The organism is Micromonospora sp. DT47 (assembly GCF_049844475.1).
Taxonomy (GTDB): domain Bacteria; phylum Actinomycetota; class Actinomycetes; order Mycobacteriales; family Micromonosporaceae; genus Micromonospora.
In genome coordinates, this window is record NZ_JBNCLC010000016.1 from 110,530 (window position 1) to 125,996 (window position 15,467).

At 68.0% G+C, this 15,467-nt stretch carries 15 protein-coding genes; 7 read left to right on the top strand and 8 right to left on the bottom strand.

Features of this window, described 5'->3' with window-relative positions; translation table 11 throughout:
• Positions 1-149: 149 nt before the first annotated feature.
• Positions 150-533 carry a hypothetical protein gene (locus ACLQ2U_RS22665; protein ID WP_425752746.1) on the bottom strand — a complete coding sequence of 128 codons (384 nt, stop codon included), beginning with the start codon at positions 531-533 and terminating at the stop codon, positions 150-152.
• 735 nt (positions 534-1,268) lie between these two features.
• On the opposite strand from ACLQ2U_RS22665, the gene lepB reads away from it, so the two are divergent.
• Both lepB and ACLQ2U_RS22675 read left to right on the top strand, forming a co-directional pair.
• Positions 1,269-1,769, top strand: coding sequence for a signal peptidase I (gene lepB / locus ACLQ2U_RS22670; RefSeq protein WP_425752747.1), 501 nt, complete (start codon positions 1,269-1,271; stop codon positions 1,767-1,769).
• Between the two features lie 784 nt (positions 1,770-2,553).
• Positions 2,554-2,883, top strand: a complete 330-nt coding sequence (locus tag ACLQ2U_RS22675; protein ID WP_425752748.1) for a hypothetical protein — start codon at positions 2,554-2,556, stop codon at positions 2,881-2,883.
• A 267-nt stretch (positions 2,884-3,150) separates the two neighbouring features.
• Here ACLQ2U_RS22675 and ACLQ2U_RS22680 read toward each other — a convergent pair whose 3' ends face one another.
• Positions 3,151-3,813 carry a hypothetical protein gene (locus tag ACLQ2U_RS22680; RefSeq protein WP_425752749.1) on the bottom strand — a complete coding sequence of 221 codons (663 nt, stop codon included), beginning with the start codon at positions 3,811-3,813 and terminating at the stop codon, positions 3,151-3,153.
• 202 nt (positions 3,814-4,015) lie between these two features.
• On the opposite strand from ACLQ2U_RS22680, the gene ACLQ2U_RS22685 reads away from it, so the two are divergent.
• The gene (locus tag ACLQ2U_RS22685) at positions 4,016-4,303 is read left to right on the top strand and encodes a tyrosine-type recombinase/integrase (RefSeq protein WP_425752750.1); all 288 of its coding nucleotides are present in this window, start codon (positions 4,016-4,018) and stop codon (positions 4,301-4,303) included.
• Between the two features lie 64 nt (positions 4,304-4,367).
• On the opposite strand, the gene ACLQ2U_RS22690 is transcribed toward ACLQ2U_RS22685, so the two are convergent.
• The 3 genes from ACLQ2U_RS22690 to ACLQ2U_RS22700 all read right to left on the bottom strand — a co-directional run bounded on the left by ACLQ2U_RS22690 (position 4,368) and on the right by ACLQ2U_RS22700 (position 9,025).
• Positions 4,368-5,651, bottom strand: coding sequence for a phospholipase D-like domain-containing protein (locus ACLQ2U_RS22690; protein ID WP_425752751.1), 1,284 nt, complete (start codon positions 5,649-5,651; stop codon positions 4,368-4,370).
• Between the two features lie 440 nt (positions 5,652-6,091).
• Positions 6,092-8,125 (bottom strand): N-acetylmuramoyl-L-alanine amidase, encoded by a 2,034-nt coding sequence (locus ACLQ2U_RS22695; RefSeq protein WP_425752752.1) that lies wholly within the window; start codon positions 8,123-8,125, stop codon positions 6,092-6,094.
• Positions 8,126-8,374: 249 nt separating this feature from the next.
• Positions 8,375-9,025, bottom strand: a complete 651-nt coding sequence (locus ACLQ2U_RS22700) for a CHRD domain-containing protein (protein WP_425752753.1) — start codon at positions 9,023-9,025, stop codon at positions 8,375-8,377.
• Between the two features lie 874 nt (positions 9,026-9,899).
• Between ACLQ2U_RS22700 and ACLQ2U_RS22705 the strand changes: the two genes are divergently transcribed.
• The 3 genes from ACLQ2U_RS22705 to ACLQ2U_RS22715 all read left to right on the top strand — a co-directional run bounded on the left by ACLQ2U_RS22705 (position 9,900) and on the right by ACLQ2U_RS22715 (position 11,660).
• Entirely contained in the window at positions 9,900-10,508 is a 609-nt protein-coding gene (locus ACLQ2U_RS22705) for a hypothetical protein (protein ID WP_425752754.1), read from the top strand.
• Positions 10,509-10,559: 51 nt separating this feature from the next.
• A complete protein-coding gene (locus ACLQ2U_RS22710) occupies positions 10,560-11,021 on the top strand; it encodes a hypothetical protein (RefSeq protein ID WP_425752755.1) in 462 nt (153 codons plus the stop codon).
• 288 nt (positions 11,022-11,309) lie between these two features.
• Positions 11,310-11,660, top strand: a complete 351-nt coding sequence (locus ACLQ2U_RS22715) for a DoxX family protein (RefSeq protein ID WP_425752756.1) — start codon at positions 11,310-11,312, stop codon at positions 11,658-11,660.
• A gap of 1,051 nt (positions 11,661-12,711) precedes the next feature.
• Here the strand turns inward: ACLQ2U_RS22715 and ACLQ2U_RS22720 are convergent.
• Both ACLQ2U_RS22720 and ACLQ2U_RS22725 read right to left on the bottom strand, forming a co-directional pair.
• Entirely contained in the window at positions 12,712-13,104 is a 393-nt protein-coding gene (locus ACLQ2U_RS22720) for a DUF2267 domain-containing protein (protein ID WP_425752757.1), read from the bottom strand.
• Positions 13,101-13,592, bottom strand: a complete 492-nt coding sequence (locus ACLQ2U_RS22725) for a DUF2267 domain-containing protein (protein WP_425752758.1) — start codon at positions 13,590-13,592, stop codon at positions 13,101-13,103. Before ACLQ2U_RS22725 ends, ACLQ2U_RS22720 begins: the two co-directional genes overlap by 4 nt.
• A gap of 240 nt (positions 13,593-13,832) precedes the next feature.
• Between ACLQ2U_RS22725 and ACLQ2U_RS22730 the strand changes: the two genes are divergently transcribed.
• On the top strand, positions 13,833-14,426 hold the full coding sequence (locus ACLQ2U_RS22730; protein ID WP_425752759.1) for a hypothetical protein: 594 nt from the start codon (positions 13,833-13,835) through the stop codon (positions 14,424-14,426).
• 62 nt (positions 14,427-14,488) lie between these two features.
• On the opposite strand, the gene ACLQ2U_RS22735 is transcribed toward ACLQ2U_RS22730, so the two are convergent.
• Positions 14,489-15,382: a hypothetical protein gene (locus ACLQ2U_RS22735; RefSeq protein WP_425752760.1), complete on the bottom strand. Its 894-nt coding sequence runs from the start codon at positions 15,380-15,382 to the stop codon at positions 14,489-14,491.
• Positions 15,383-15,467: the final 85 nt, after the last annotated feature.

Consider the following 15,467-nt stretch of genomic DNA (forward strand, 5'->3'; position numbering starts at 1 on the left):
TGGGCGCATGGTGGTCTAGCAGCGGAAATGCCTTCCGACATCTCTCACCGCTCCCCACCGTCCGTGGACCTCTTGCGGACTGGATGCGGACCGTCCAGTTGACGCGGCGACAGGCCCGAACCGTCAGCTTGGGAATTGGACAACATCGGTCAGCCTGCGGCGTGGCGCCCTGTTCGCTTGGGAGGTGGCTCACCGCGCGCCTCTTGCCACGCCGACCGCTCCTGCCGAAGCCGTCGGACCTCCTCGGGAAAGGCGTCCGGGAAGCAGGGCACGGCTTCAGCGATTTCCTCCACCGCCTCCTCACCGATCACCTGGCTGACGGCATCCCACAGGACCATCCGCGCCCGAGAAACCTGAGGGCCGACCAGCCACTCGGTGATGAATCGGTCGAGGGTCTCGGCGTCTGCGTCCCCGCCCGCCATCCGTGAACCGATCCGATCAAGCGAGACGGTGAGGCACTCAAGCAAGCGAGCTACCTCGATCGCCTGGTCGAGTGGGACCGTCACTCCTGATTCGCCGCTGTCTGCGTCCAAGACTGCCCCTTCTGATCAACGTCCAGGCTATTGCGAGCATCCTCAAGCACCTCGCCGCCTTACACGAGGCTGCCCATCTTCTAGCCAATGGATGTGCGGCGTACGGCGCTAGCGGATCTTCCTGTCCAGCAGTCGTAGACCGTCCAGCCTCCTCGGACGGATCGCCGCCAGTCTGCTCCCATCCCCCGGATAGGTGCCAAGGACTGCGGCGCCCGGTCGGGGTCAGGGGTGGCCGTAGGCCATCGGCGCGCCGACGCGCAGCGCCCTTGACGCCGGCCGGGTGGCGTAGAGGATCGGGCACCCGGGGGATGGGCCACGCCCTGGTCCTCGTCGTCATCGAACCGCGGGCAGTCCCCACGAGCGTCCGGAGGCAAGCAGCTCTGCTGCGCGGCAACCGATCGCCCCAACCCTCGATGGCGAGCAACCCTGACGGCGATCGTCCCGCCTCAGCCCTTCACGCCCTTGGTCTCCCAGCGTGGCCGGCCGGCCCGGCCGATGCCGGCCGGAGGTCGCCAGCAGGCCGGGCCGGCGCGGCCCGCTTTGCGGGCCGCCTTGATCTGATAGAGCGCAATTCGGCAACGTCACACAGCGACGCCACTGCCAGCAGCCGGCCTGTCAGCTCCGGTTGATCTGGCGCAGCCGCGCTCGGACACGCCGGGCCGGCCGATCGGACGTGGAACCGCCCCGGCAGCTCCTGGGCCGGCATGGCGCGAAGCAAGCTGGCATGATCCGGACGTGCAGAAGACTGTCGTCCTGATCGGACTCGTTGTTTCCCTGACAGCCTGCGCGTCCCCCGGCGATGACGCCCGGGACAAGCGCTACCAGGCCAACTCCCCCACGATGGAGTCAACGATCGCGGAAGGCTCGACCGTCACCGCCAAGGTAGTGAAGCCGGGAGAATACCAGCCGGGCACGGGCGACGTCGTCATGTTCGATCCACCGGACAGCTACGGCTGGAATTCCGATGGACGGCCACGGATTTTACGAGTGGTGGCGGTGCCCGGCGACACCATCGCCTGCTGCGACGCTCAGGACCGGATCATCCGTAACGGCACCGCGCAGGACGAGCCCTACGTCAACAAGGCATCGAAATTCGAGCCCCCAGCGGCGTTCGAGCCCATCACAGTGCCGGCGGGTGAGCTATACCTCCTCGGCGACTACCGAGGCGTGGCCAACGACTCATCGCAGAACGGAACGGTGCCGGTGGAAAACGTGATCGGCATCGTCAAGCTCTGAGCACGCAGGCCCTGCTGTCGCACGTCAGGTGCCGGATCACATCGCCGGTGGGGCTTAACCGCCGTCGGTCTCGTCGAGAACCCACTGGACGTAGGCCGGGTGTCCTGCGACCACCGGTGTGGCTACCTCGCTTGACCTGCGCCGCCATACCGGCTGCCACGTCCAGGAGTTGACCGCCGTTGACCCTCGGGTCCCGTCCGATCGGGCACACGGCGGGCACGCAGCGCTCCCCTGCCTTGCAAAGATCACGACTGCTGTCGGCGGCCGTCGGTGGCTGCCGTTGACCTGCTCGCCCCGTCGTCTCGCGTCTGCCTATGCACGGGCCAGTCGGCCGGCTTGGCTGTACCGATGGCCGTACAGCCACACAGGGTTCCATCCCCCCACAGTCCTCGGCTGGCGGGATCTCCTCGGTCGGGCAGGCTCGTCCCTGCGCGAGGTTCTCCGGGCGGGTCAAGGCTCGCCGGAGGCGACCGCGAAGCGGCTTGGCCTTGGCGCGGCCGGGGGTTCTCGGGCAGCCGTCTCGGTGCCCGGGCGAGGAGATCCAGCCCGGTGACCGTCGTCCGTCGCGGATCTCTGAGGGAGAGCCGGGGTTCGGGCCGGAGCCCCGAAGGTCATGCGGCCCGGTAGGCTCCTCGCCTCATAGCGTCAGAGTGCGGGAGCGTACGTGATTAAGCTGTTCAGGACGAAGAAGTCCTCGTGCCGGTGTCGCCCCCAGTGGCCAGCTCTCGTGACGGAGATGAACGGTCATGTCATGCCCTGCCAGCCATCCGAGCACGGCAGTCCGATGACCAGGTTGTTGGAGCTGTCAGCCCGGTGCGCCGAGTGCGCCGCGACCTACCCGGGCAACTTCATCATCGAACCAGGTACGCCGCCCCCGTTCGAATGGGCGCGGGAGCCTAAGAACACCGTGTGCTCCTGTGAGCCGCGGTGGCCGAAGCTGATGGTCAAGCTACGTGGCCAGTGGTACCTCGGCTATCCAAGTACGGACGGCCAGCTGGTGGTGAACGGCGAAGCAGAGGGGGCCTTCTGCGATAGCTGCGGGGCCTACTTCCTCGGGGACATGGTGGTCGACCTGGATGACAGGTCGCACCTCGACGATCCTGACGGGACGTAGCCGGTGCGGCCGGCCGGCGCGTGCGTGGCGGGCCGGAGGTCCAGAGCGCTGCGCGCCGAGCCGGCACGGTCGCGCCGCGCTTGCGCGGCGCCTTGATCTCATAGAGCGGAATTCGGCAGTTATGTCGAGGTGCCAGATGCCCCGTCACGGCACATGCTTGACAGTGGCGTCCCACCAGACGCTTGACAGGCGTTCCCAGCGCCTGACTGCGGCCCTGACCGACGGTGACGGGACCGCCGGCGCGGCAAGGCGTGGTGGGGCCGCGGTTTACGCCATCGCGACGGGGTAGCCGTACTCCTCTGCCTTTTCGTGCAGGTCGGCCACTTCAACGTGCGGATTGAGCGCGCGGACAGTTGCGTCGGTCAGTGGGCGCAGCGCGACGACGTGCTCAACTGCAGCCCGATCGAAGTCGATTTCGTAGACCTCCTCGGCGTACTCGATGTACTCCGCGACGATGCCGTCGCAGAGGATGTCGAGTAGCCAAGAACCGTCGGAGTCGACCTCGTCGTCGTCGGCGGGTGAAAAGTCGATGTCGTCGCCGGCGTGCCACCGCTCGTCGTTGGTGCGCCGCCACAGGACGAAGGTGGCATCGAGCGTCCCGTCCTGGCGGCAGAACGCAGGCTCGCGCACCTGCGCCTGGAACTGCTCAGGCAGTCCATCGAGGAGGCCAGGCCACAGCCGCCCGTCTGTGTAGGTGAACATCGACGACTCGTGGTAGACACCCCGGATGAACACGCCTTCGGCGGTGAAGACGACGTTGTACTCCTCGCCACTGCCGTTGCGCATCGACGCCGCTTCGTCCTCGCCCCATTCGCGGTCGTAGGCGTAGTAGTCGCCCCCGACGATCGCGTCGAGCATCGCCAGGGCCTTGCAGCGCTCGCGTAACACGTCGATGGAAGGCAGCTGCGCGGCGACGTCGTAGACGGTCATCCGGGGAGCTTATGTGGTGTAGAACCGCCTGCGAGCTGGGTTCTATGCCGGGCGGCGGGGAGTCGCGCGCAACGTCGCAAAGCTGGTCCCGGGCACCGCGGCCGGTGCAGCAGGAGCGGGAGCCGCTCACGGTTCAGCAGGTCCGGAAGCTGCTCAGCTCGACCCGGGATCACCGGCTTCAGCGCTGTTTGTGGGGTTCGCGGTGCTCGGTCTCCGTCGGAGTGAGGCCTTGGGCTTGCGGTGGGATGACGTGGACCTGGAGGCGGGCGTCTTGCGGGTGCGGCACGACAAGCAGCAGCGCTCGGCCCGGGCGGTGCCGCTGCGGGCGCTGGTCGTACGGGCGCTGCGAGATCATCAGCGAGGCCAGGAGGGGGAACGGCCGGGTCGGATCACCATCAGAGCACCAGGATCGCCGCTCCATGCAAGCCAACCGCAGTCCCGACACCGCCGCCGAAGACGCCCGCCACCCACGATGAAAATGGCTCGGTAAGACGCTGCTGTATTGCACGACAAAGGGGCCGTCTCGACCTTCCGAGATGGCCCCCCACCGTCGTTCATGCGGCAGCACGTTGGTCCCAAAAGTTTTTCCGATAGGCGTCGAAGACGCCGGGGTCGGTGTACTTGAGCAGTGCCTCGTCGTTCATCCGGAGTGCCGAGATCGTGTACGGATGGCTTCCCGTGAAGACGATCTTCTTGTTCGGTGAGCCCAGGTAACCACCCTCTACCAGCAGGTACTTGCTGTGCGTGGCGGCGGCGTCGTCCTGGTCGTCAAGTTGGTGTAGGGCGATGCCTCCGTAGGCGGTTGGTTTGGTGAGCTGGTCAGTCACAGCGGTGCCTGTGTTGTCCAGACGCCGGTAGACGATGTCGACGTAACAGCCAGCATTGTCTAACTCCCAAAGCTTGCGGGCCACCTCGATGCGGGTGATCTGGTGAACCGCAATCCGGATGACCGTGCGCCCGTCAGTGGTGCCGTATCCGTCTGCGTTGCCGTGGCAGGTCGCGCTGCTCCCAATTGGATCGTCCACCGCGTTGAGGATGTTGACGATGACGTCGTCGGCGGCGCCCGAACGGGGAAAAAAGTATGCCTTGGCGGCGCCGGCCTCCGCTGATACCGGGTAGTTGTCGGTGCGTTCGCGTTGCCCAAGGGCGGCAGCGGTCAGATCGGTGAAGTACTGGCTATAGGCGCCGTACAAGGCAGCATTGTCGACAACCGTCAAGGCATCGTTCCAGGCCTTCGTGCGGTCCCACGTGGTCAAGTTGGCTGACGACTGAACGACCACATTGGAAAGTGCGAGGGTGTCGTCCTGCGCCGCGCCGGAGGTGCGAGACAACAGGTAGAACTTGTTGTGGTTCGACGGATGGTAAGCATCGTTAGGGTCGGTGTCTTCACCCAGACAGGCGCCGTCGGCCGGGCAGCTCAGCACCCACGACGGGGCGGCGGGGTCCGTTCCCAGTCCGCCGGCAAGGAGTCCGTACGTCGCCTCGCCTTCCACATTGGTGCGCGAGGTGTGGTCGAGCAGTACCTGGACCTGTACGCCGCGACCTTTCGCCGCCACCAACTCGTTAGCTAACCACTGCGAGCCAAAGATGTACATGGCGATCCGGATCCGCGAGCCCGCGGTGGCGCCGTGGACGAGCGACCCGACGTGACTGAGGATGGCGTTCTCTTCGGTGGTGGTTCCGGTCGGCTTGTTGAACGTCGCACCGGTCGCTGGCGCCTGCGCCGCCACGGCGGAAGAGGCAGGCGTGAGGAGCAAGGCCGCGGTCAACCCGGTCGCCGCGAGCAGCGCTCCGGCCCGCCGCCACACGCGCGTCCGCAGTGGATTCTGTCGGCTCACCTCGACTGCACCTCCATGCATAGGTCATAGTGCGATCCTCGGGCGGGGAGCGTAGCAGCGACCGGATCTTCCGCACGGAGATCGCGCCCGGAATCGCGGAGCAGTTGGTGCAAAAGCTGCGCCTCGCCCTGGTCGGGCCGGACGGCGGCGAGTCGGAGGTGCCGGTCGACGCCACGCTGGTGTCCCGATACGCCGAGACGACCCCCCTCTACGTCGGGTCAACCAGGCGGGCGGCATCCCGAGGGCGGCATCCGGATGGTCGCGGAGGGCGGGCCGCAGGAGGTGGAGGGACTGATGCCCACCACCGACGAGGGCATCGTCCTCGGCCCCGGAACTGGCTCTACGACGCGCGCTGCAAGCCGGATGCCCCCGGGTACCAGGTTCGCGTGACGCCGAACCCCCCGGTCGACGGACCGGGGGGTTCGGCGTGCCGGGGACGGCTACTGTGGCGCGCCCACCGCGGCGGGCCGGATGAGCACGTCGTCCAGGTTCGCGAACATCACCCGGTGGCCGAACTGGATCTGCACGTACTGGTTCGCGCCGCGGACCACCGTCCGGTCGCCCGGCGCGGAGCCGTCGAAGGAGACCGCCCGGTAGTACTCGCCCGGCTGGATCCCGCCGAGCGCGTACCGCTGGCCGGCGGCGAAGGTGTACTGCAACGGCGAGATCGTCTGGTACGGGATGGTCGACGGGTAGGCAGCCTGCTCGGGGTAAGCCCGCCCGTACACCGGGATGGTCGCCTTGCCCGGCTTCGGCGTCACCGCGGACCCCTGGGCCCACTTGGCGGTCGGCGCCGAGGCGGGGTTGTGGAACCATGCCTTCTGGCCGAGGTACCAGATCGCCGTCCAGTCACCCTCGATCCCGGCGAGGGCGTACGTCTGGCCGGCCGAGGCGCGGGCGCCGTGGTCGGAGATGTACATGGTGTCCGGCGTGCCGTCCGGGCGCAGCGCCTTGTCGTTGACCAGCGGCGCGTCCGCGCTCGGCGCGGTGCGCAGGATGACCGAGGACGAGCCGCGCAGCGGGCAGGGCGCGGCCGGCGGCGTCGGCTTCGGCACCCCCGGCGGCTGCTGGTTGCAGCCGTAGAAGGCCGGCTGGTTGCTGGCGTAGTCCGGGTCGATGGTGACCAGCCCGGTCTGCGGCGTGCCGGTCGAGTGGAACGGCGCCTTCAGCAGGTCGAAGTAGTGCGACCAGTCCCAGTACGGACCCGGGTCCCAGTGCATGCCCCGCACGGTGGAGGCCACCGTGCCCGGCACGTTGTCGTGCCCGATGATGTGCTGCCGGTCCAGCGGAATCTGGAACCGCAGGGCCAGGTGCCGGACCAGCTTGGCGGAGGTCCGGTACATCGCCTCGGTGTACCACGTGCCGTGGCCGGCGAAGCCCTCGTGCTCGAGGCCGATGGACTTGGCGTTGACGTACCAGTTGCCGGCGTGCCAGCCGACGTCCTTGGCCTTGACGTGCTGGGCGATGTAGCCGTCCACCGAGCGCAGCGTGTAGTGCCAGCCCAGGTAGTCCGCCCGCTTGACCAGGTTGACGCTGGGGCCGAAGTAGCCCTCGGTGTCGTGGATGACGATGTACTCGATCTTCTGCTGCGCGGGCCGGTCGCCCAGGTCGTGGTTGCCGTAGTCGCCGGCGCCGGGGCCGTACTTGGCATACGGCGCCGGGATCCACTCGCAGGCGAGGCGGACCGGGCACTCCAGCCCGTCCGGCCGCTCGACGCGGCGCAGTCCGAGTCGATGCAGCACCGACTCGTCCGGCGTCAGCGTCAGGGCGGCGAGGGTGACTCGCTGGCCGTCGTCGGTGGTCCGGCTGGCACCGAGGCGGATCTGGTCGTACACCTCATTGGCGAAGGCCGCCGCCGCGTCTTCGGTGTCCGCGCCGGAATACCGGGCCACCGCGCCGTACCAGGCCGCGGCGTCGCTGCCGGCACCGACCGGGGCGTCCAGCGTCCGCTGGTACGACGCGAGCAGCGCCGCGCCGCCCCGGATGTTGGCGGCGGCGTCGGTGCGCAGCGTCTCCTCGGGTACGCCGGTGAGGGCGGCCGCCGCGTCGAGAGTCTGGAGGGACGCCTGCGGCAGAGTGTCCCCGCTCGGCTCGGCCGCCACCGCGGGGTCGACGGCCAGCGGACGGGACTCGTCGCCCCGGGGATCCTCGTCCTCGTCAACGTGAGTGCTGGAGGGGGTCGAGGCGACCTGCGCGGCGTCGGTCAGGTGCATCGGCCCGTAGCCGCCGCTGGTGCTCGGCTGCCCGGGATGGGTGTCCCAGCGGGACTCCAGGTAGGAGACGGCGAGCAGGACGCTCTCCGGCACGCCGTACTCGGCGGCGGCTGCTGCGTACTGCTGCTGCCGGTCAGTGGGTGTGGTGGTTCCCGCGGCGAGAGGATCGGCGGCGACCGGTCCGGTGGTGAGCAGGGCGGTGGCCGCCGCAGCGGCAGCGGCCAACAGGATTTTTCCGCGCGGCACGGCGGTGAGGCGCATGGAACCTCCAGGTCGGATGGGGTCACTGCACGCCCACCCTCACCCCGGAGATGACTAATGTCAATAGCTTTCTCGCCAATCACAGAGCATGAAAGATTTCTTCAGAGGCTTCGGTTCCGCACCCACCTGCTCGACGCCGACATCGACGCCTCCATCGGGCTAATCACCACCGACTTCGTCGCGACGCCGGCTGAACGCCCGGCCCGTCATTCCGGGTCGGGCGTTCAGCCGGTCGGGTGAGCGCGACGGTCAGTCGTCGTCGCTCTTCCCGTGGTCCCGGTCGTCGTCGCTCTTGATCTGGCCCCGGATCTCGCCCATCGGGTACTTCGAGGTGTGCACGTTGACGTACGTGACACCGGCCTCGATCGCGTCGACGAGCTCGTCGAACTCTCCAGGCTTGATGCCCTGGTCAGCCGGGCCGATGACATCACCGGGCCTGATGGTTCCCTCGATCGTGGCTGGAGACCTGGGGCAGGGCTGGACACCCTTTGGCGCGCCGCCCTTCGCGTCCTTCAGGTTCGAGCAGAGGAAGACGGCGATCCCGCCGCTCTGGTGTCTCCCCCCGAAATGGATGTGCGCCTGTTGGACGTCTCCCTCGAGGTCCTCGTAGCTCAGTCGAAACTCGATCTCCTTATCTCGTTCGTCGATGTCCGCCGTAAACCGACCCGAGCCGGGCGTCGAGATCGTGAGCGGGTCCTCCTCGAAGCCGCTGAGCTTCGCCCGCACGGTCCCCCGCTCCCGCTCGTTGCCTCCGTCCCGCGAGTCTCGATTGCCTGCGTCCCGCCAGTCGAAGGAGTCGCGGGAGTCGTGCGAGTCGCGGGAGTCGCGGGAGTCGCCTCCTCCGTCGCCCATGGCCGCGCTTCCCACGGCGGAGCCCGCCACCGCCGCGCTGAGCGCCACCGCTACTGCCCACAGTCGGGTACGTCCCACCATCACTGCTGCTCCCTCCTAGACGATGCCTGGCCCCGGATTCGCCGACGGCGATGACCATCCGGGGGCGCGCAGGCGTGAAGGCGCCGTTCACTGCGAAGAATGGGAGTCGTTGAGAACTCCGGCACTCGGGCCGGGTAGGCGCCCCCTTTGGTGAAATTTTCCCATGTTCGGTGGGTAGCGGTGTCGTCTTCCCCGATTCGACCCGTCGGGGATCTTCTGGACCGGATCGAGTGATGTGAGGGCGTTCGGGCCCGCAGGTGCGGGGCCGGACGGTAAGGATCCCCCCGTCACGGCTGCTCGTACGAGCACGCCGTAGCAGATGATCAGGCAGACTCCGAGGGGTGGGCGAGAGCGCACCCCCGCGTGCGGGAGATCGTGGAGCGGATTCGCCGCAAAGCAGGCCGAGATGAGCACCGAGCCGCGCCGGCGGTTGGTCGAGCAGCGCTACCGGGCCGACCTGGGGCGCACTGTAAATCTGTCGCGAAAGCTGCAGCCCAGCGGCCAGCCCACACAGGTAGTGGCGCACCCGAGCCCGCGGCTCCGCCGCCGGAACTGGCCGACGACATCCACAACTGCCGTTGCAGTACCAGTGAGGCCGGAAGGTCCCGCCGTTCCAATTTCCGTGATGTCCCGCGAGGCCGACTCCTCATCTTCAAGGATGTGAGGGGCCGGCCCGTATCCACGAGTCCCGGGCCGCCCCGTCCGTCATCGAGGCCTGGTCTTGTCGTCCGTCACCATGGCCGGCCCTGAACAGCACAGGCTCGGTCAGCGTGGGTTGACCCGGCGAAGAGCCTTGTCCTCCCTAATGTGAGGGGCGGCCAGCACCGGAGGGGGCGGCGGCATGGACCAGGACGCGCGCGAGCAGGGGCTGCTCACCGCCCTGACCACCGAGCATTTCGTGCTCCAGACCTCGCGCAGCGCCACGATCACCGAGTCCGTCGGGCGGGCGACCGTGTTCCTGTCACTGCTGTCCGCCGCGCTGATCGGGCTGGGCTTCGTCTCCAGCAGCGGACACCTGATCAAGCCGTATCTCGGCGCGGTGCTGCCGACCCTGGTAATCACCGGGCTGCTCACCTTCGCCCGGCTAGTGCAGAACATGGTAGAGAACTCGCTGAATCTCAAGCGCATCCAGCACATCCGCGCCTACTACCACCGCCAGCTCGCCGGCGAGCACGACTTCTTCGCCGACGCGGTGACCAGCGGGGGCGACGTGCAGGCAATCTCGGCGGCGGTGGGCAGCAGGCCGGCTCGCTGGCAACTGCTACTGACCACGGCGGCCATGGTGGGCGCCGTCAACGCACTGCTGATTGGCCTGGGCGCGACCCTGCTGACCGGAGTGGCCAGCGGATCCGTCACGTTGGGGATCGCGCTCGGTGTGGCGGTCGCACTGGTCGCCTTCGCCGCACAGCTCGCGTACATCAAGCGGGCCTCGATCTGGCTGGGCGGCTGATCGTTGCTGGGCCCAGCACAACGCTCAGCTAGGCAGCCTCGGCACCGACTGTTGACGCTGGTCATTGATGGTCCACCTCTGACGGCCTGGTCCTCGGCGACCACGAACAGCGACGTCGTGCTGCTGCTGGGCGTCGCGGACGTCAAGGCGAGCAAGCAGTTCTACGTCGACCGCGGCCTGGCCGTGGCGAAAAGCTTCGGCAGCAAGTACGTCGAGTTCGAGACCGCGGGGTCGCCCGTCAAGCTGGCGCTGTACAGCCGCCGTGCCGCCGCCAAGGACGCCGGCGTCTCCCGGACGGCACCGGATCGCACCGGATCGTCATCGCCGGCGATGCCGGGCCCTTCACCGACCCGGACGGGTTCGCGTGGGAGGCCGCGTCGGTTCGAGCCGGTTGATCTGAAGTCTCGGCCGGCGCGTCCCACCGCTTCCGATGGGCCGGCACACTGGGATTGGCTCGTGACGGTCGAACCACCGGAAGATCCGGACTACGACATCAGAGTGTCAGTCGGCTAATTTTCCATCGTCGGCCGGACGTGAACCCCGCCCCGGCGGTCAGTCCCAGTGGATGACATCTCGCTTACAAGCTCTGTGCGCTTCGTCCGGGACCGTCCGTGTAGTTCCGCGACCTCAACGATGCCTCCCGCATCGAGGTACGCGACCGCGGCCTGGCGGACTGGCCGGCCTTCTCAACGGAAGGCGATAGCGGGGCCACGCCAATGCTTGTGCTTCGGGTCACAGCACAGCACGTCACATCCCACAGCGCTAGCTCGTCCTTGAAGCAAACAGCCACAAAGGAGTCTCATGTTCGCCGCTTACGTCACGGTCACCATCCTCGCCTCGGTCTTTAACGGCATCGCCGCCGTCACCTACCTGATCGGCCACGACTATCCAAAAGCCCAGGCGGACATGAAGCGCGTGCCACGGTCGTGGGTACCGGTGTTGGGCATGTTGCTGGCGGCGGGCTCTTTGGGGCTGCTGGCCGGGTTCGCCGTGCCACTGCTGGGGACACTCGCCGCCGCTGGCCTCGTGCTGTACTTCCTCGGCGCGCTCTTTGCGCACCTGCGAGTGGGTTCCCGCCAGCTCGTGGGATGGGCCGTGTTCTTCTCCACTGCGGTGGCCGCGCTAGCCGTGAACCTGGGCTACCACTGGTGATCCGTGGAGACAGTCGGCGCCAGAAATCGAACAGGTGGACGGCCAACTCGCCGAAACGTTGATCGCCGACGCCACCACCCGCGAACGCGTCAACCGTGACCAGTAGCCGGCCTGCCGAACATGTGTTCGACTAGGGTGCTGGTTGGTGGAGGTACCTGGTCGCTGGTGGAACGGGGCATGGGTCGCATGGCCCGCCGGGACATCTGGCTAGTTCCGACGGTCGGCACTGGCGGGTGCGTGGCCGCCTCGGAGGTGACGGAGGGCAGGAGGTCTCGTACGACTTCGCGGACGAAGCATCCGCTCGGTCGATGGTCGACCGGATGATGAAGGTGTCGGCCGGCGTTTGGCGGGATCTCACAGCGGCGGTCCAGCAGGAGGCCAACCGGCGGCAGACTCACTAGCTATGCCGGCCGCTGGCCAGTAAGGCTCAACCGCAGGCGTCTGCCCGGACGTGCACACCGCACCACGTCGGCAGGTCGGCTGCCCATACCCGCCCCAGCCGCCGGCGTCTCGGCGGGTCTCGAACCGCCAGGGTGGGCTGTGCCGCTCAAGCTTGTCGGTCCGCTCCACCAGATCGGCCGGACCTGCGCGGTCACCGTCGCGCAGTCATCGCCCTGGTCCTCGACGTCGATCGGTCCCACCGTCTCAAGCTTCGACGGAGCCTTGGCGCGTTCCATCTCACCGCGGTACTGACGCCACTGCCGCAGCAACTCGTCGTGACGCCCCCCACCTGGCCTTCGCGGTCCGGAAGCACTCCTCGATCACCCGGCGGGTGCCGGCGACGCGAATCAGCTCCTTATCGCTGGTGTCGGCAGGTCCGTGGCGCAGGTAGTAGGCCAGCTCGTCGGAATTGGTGATCGAGCGGCGGATCAGCAGCCATCGGGTGAGCCGTACTGGCCGGTGCGGTGTCGGGCAACGACGCGACGGCCCAGTCATACAACCGTGGCCCCTTGGCGCCGGAGCCGCAGCTGCGGCGCTTCCACGCCAGTGCCGGTGCGGCGGCGGCGAGGGGACCGGGCCGACCCGCCGCTGGGCCAGGGAATCGCTCGCGTCACGCCCCGACTCCGCGGCCCACCGGATGAAGCAGCTGCCGAATCTGCTTTGGCAGCTCGGATTCCAGGTCGTCGGATTCTTCCGCGCTCACCGCATCGCGCACGGTCGTCAATACGGCGCGGGCACCGTCAGCGGCCCGCGGAGCATCCACTCCCGCGCGCGCCCGTACCTCATTCAGGAACTCCGCGAGATCCAGCCGCTCGGCGAAATCCACTTCTTTGTGCAGGTGCCCTCGGAACTCCTCCGGAAGCTGCGCGGCCAAATCGCGCGCCTCGCCTCCACTGATCCGTTCCGTCAATGTCTTGAGCGTGGCTCGGATGACGTTCGCCGCCTCCGCCGGCGGCAGTTCCGCCCGCTTCGCCACCGCTTCCAGAAACTCGGCGTGGTTCATCGCGGGCTCTCCTTCCGGACGACTTGAGGTGCATCGCGGCGTCCGCGCCCGGCGTCGGGTGTTGTTCTGTCTCGTCCCGCCACCTGTGGGCGCCGTTCGGCGCCGGCTCGCGCGCCGACCGGCTCGCGCACGTCCGGGAACTCCAACGGAAGCTGCGACAGCATGTCATGGAACTCTTCGCTGGCGACCTCTTTGCAGATCGCCTTGAACACCGCGGGCACACTCTTGTCGGCCAGGGTGGCATCCACGCCCGCCCGTGCGCTGACACGCTGGATGAACTCCGCCAGCCCGAACGGCTCGGCACCCCCCTGGGCCTGGCAAAGGTCATCCCGCAGCTCCCTGGGAAGCTGCTCACCAAGATCCCTCGCCTCGCCTGCGGTGAGCCGTTCGGCCAGCGTCTGCAGGATGGCCCGCGTGAGGGCCTCAGCCTGCGACGGTGGGACGCCGGAGCGCCTGGCGACCGAGTCGACGAACTCGGAACGGTTCATCTGCTGCTCCTCACTCTCGCGCGACAAGCGCCGCTTACCCGAGGAGTGTCAAGCAAAACAGGCAGTTAGGTCTGATATAGGGACATAGCCGACTTAGCCAAGAAGGTCGGCGACGATCCGGCAGTACGACGGGCCGCTCCGTGGCGCCATGGCCGTGCATGTTGACCCCGGGCTCGGCGATGCATTGAGATAGATGGCAGCAGCAGAGTCAGGCGGCCTTTGAGCGACCAGAGGAGGCCCGTGGAACCGGGATGGAGCCCGCGAGACTACGACGACGAGGAAGACGAGGAAGCAGAGGACCTGCTGTTTCCGGCTGCCCGCCTCTACGACCAGGTAGTTTCGGGCGGGTCTCTACAGCCGATCGCCACTTCCGTCAGGATGGGTGCCGGCGAATCGGCGTACGCCGACGACATGATGGAGTGCTCCCGCTACTACGCCCTCGACGGTTACCTGCACGAGAGGCCGGCGTCCTACCTGTCGCCGACCGACCTCATCGGCTCGGCGATCAGGAACCAGAGCAGCCGGAAGGCGGCCGAAGGACAGTGGAGGGACACCCACGTCACCAGGGTGGTCCTGACCAACCAACGCCTGCTGGTCTCCTTCGAAGGCCGTTGGCTGTCGTTCTGGCACAAAACCATCGCGGAGTTCCTGCCAGCACCCGTCGACTTCTGCCTGATCCTGACCTGTCACGACGCGGCCCCGCTGCGGCTGCGCGGACCCACCGCCGCGTCGACGGCCGTCGCGCTGGCCAGCCTCCTCTACTCACCCGAGCAGATGGCGCGGATCCCCGAATTCGCCAGGTTCGACGCGACCGCGGGCGAGGGGGACAGCTGACCTGCGTCGGAGCCGCCGGCCGGACGACGCCGGTTGACACGCTGCACGAGGAGCCCCGCGACTCAGGCCTGCTGGGCCTGGTCGGCATGAACCTCATTCAGCTCGCGATACGCCTCCACCACGGCGAGCGTGTGATGCGCCATGCGATCAGTCTCGTCCTGCGGACCAGCCGGTCCCGCGGTACCGAGGCCGGCGAGCACGTCCTCCGCCCGCCGCGTGGCGTCGCGGATCTCCTGTTCCCGGGTGAACTCGTCGCCGGCGTGCGCCACAGCGCCGAAGACCGTGTTCAGCCTCTTCAGTTCGGCCTTCACGCCGTCGAGCGCCTCGGCCGCCCGCTCCCGCTGGGCGGCCAGCTCGCGGACCGCCACGCTGTCCGGCGGCAGCTGGCTGACGTCCTGCCTGTCAAGGTCTTCGATGACGGCGCGGACGTCCCGCTGGCGAGCGATCAGCCGGGCCCCGTGCCAGAGGGCGCGAGCCAGCGTCTCGCCGGCCTCCGCCTGCGGGATCAGCTGCTGCAAGGCTGGTGCCTTCCCGTCGATCCGCTGCGCGAGACTGGCCAGCTTGTCGAACTCCCACAGGTCCTGGGAATGCTCGAGGACGACGTGTTCGTCAGGGAAGCGTTTGAGCTGTTCCACGGTCAGCTCGCTCGACGAGGTGCCCAGTCGGATGATGAGGATCAGGGCGAGGACACTGAGCCCGATCCTGACCGCCCAGGGGGCGCCTGCGATGCAGAACCCGAGGGCTCCGACGAGGGCGGCCAACAGCATCAGGCCGACGACGTTGTCGCCGTTCGACTTGACGGTCGTGCCTGACGGCACGACGGTCCGCGACATGCGCTCGGCGTCGTCGCCTTGTTCGCTCTTGTTCCCGGACAGGGTCATCGGCCGCACTGCGACGACCGTTCGTTCCTCTTCCCGGCCGATCCACAGCGCGAACGGTCGCTCCCTGGTAGGCACGCTTCCCTCTCACATCTCTATCGGGCCGGCGTCGGAATGAGCTCCGTGACGCCGGCGGCCGCTCCGCGTCGGGCGGTGCCCTCGC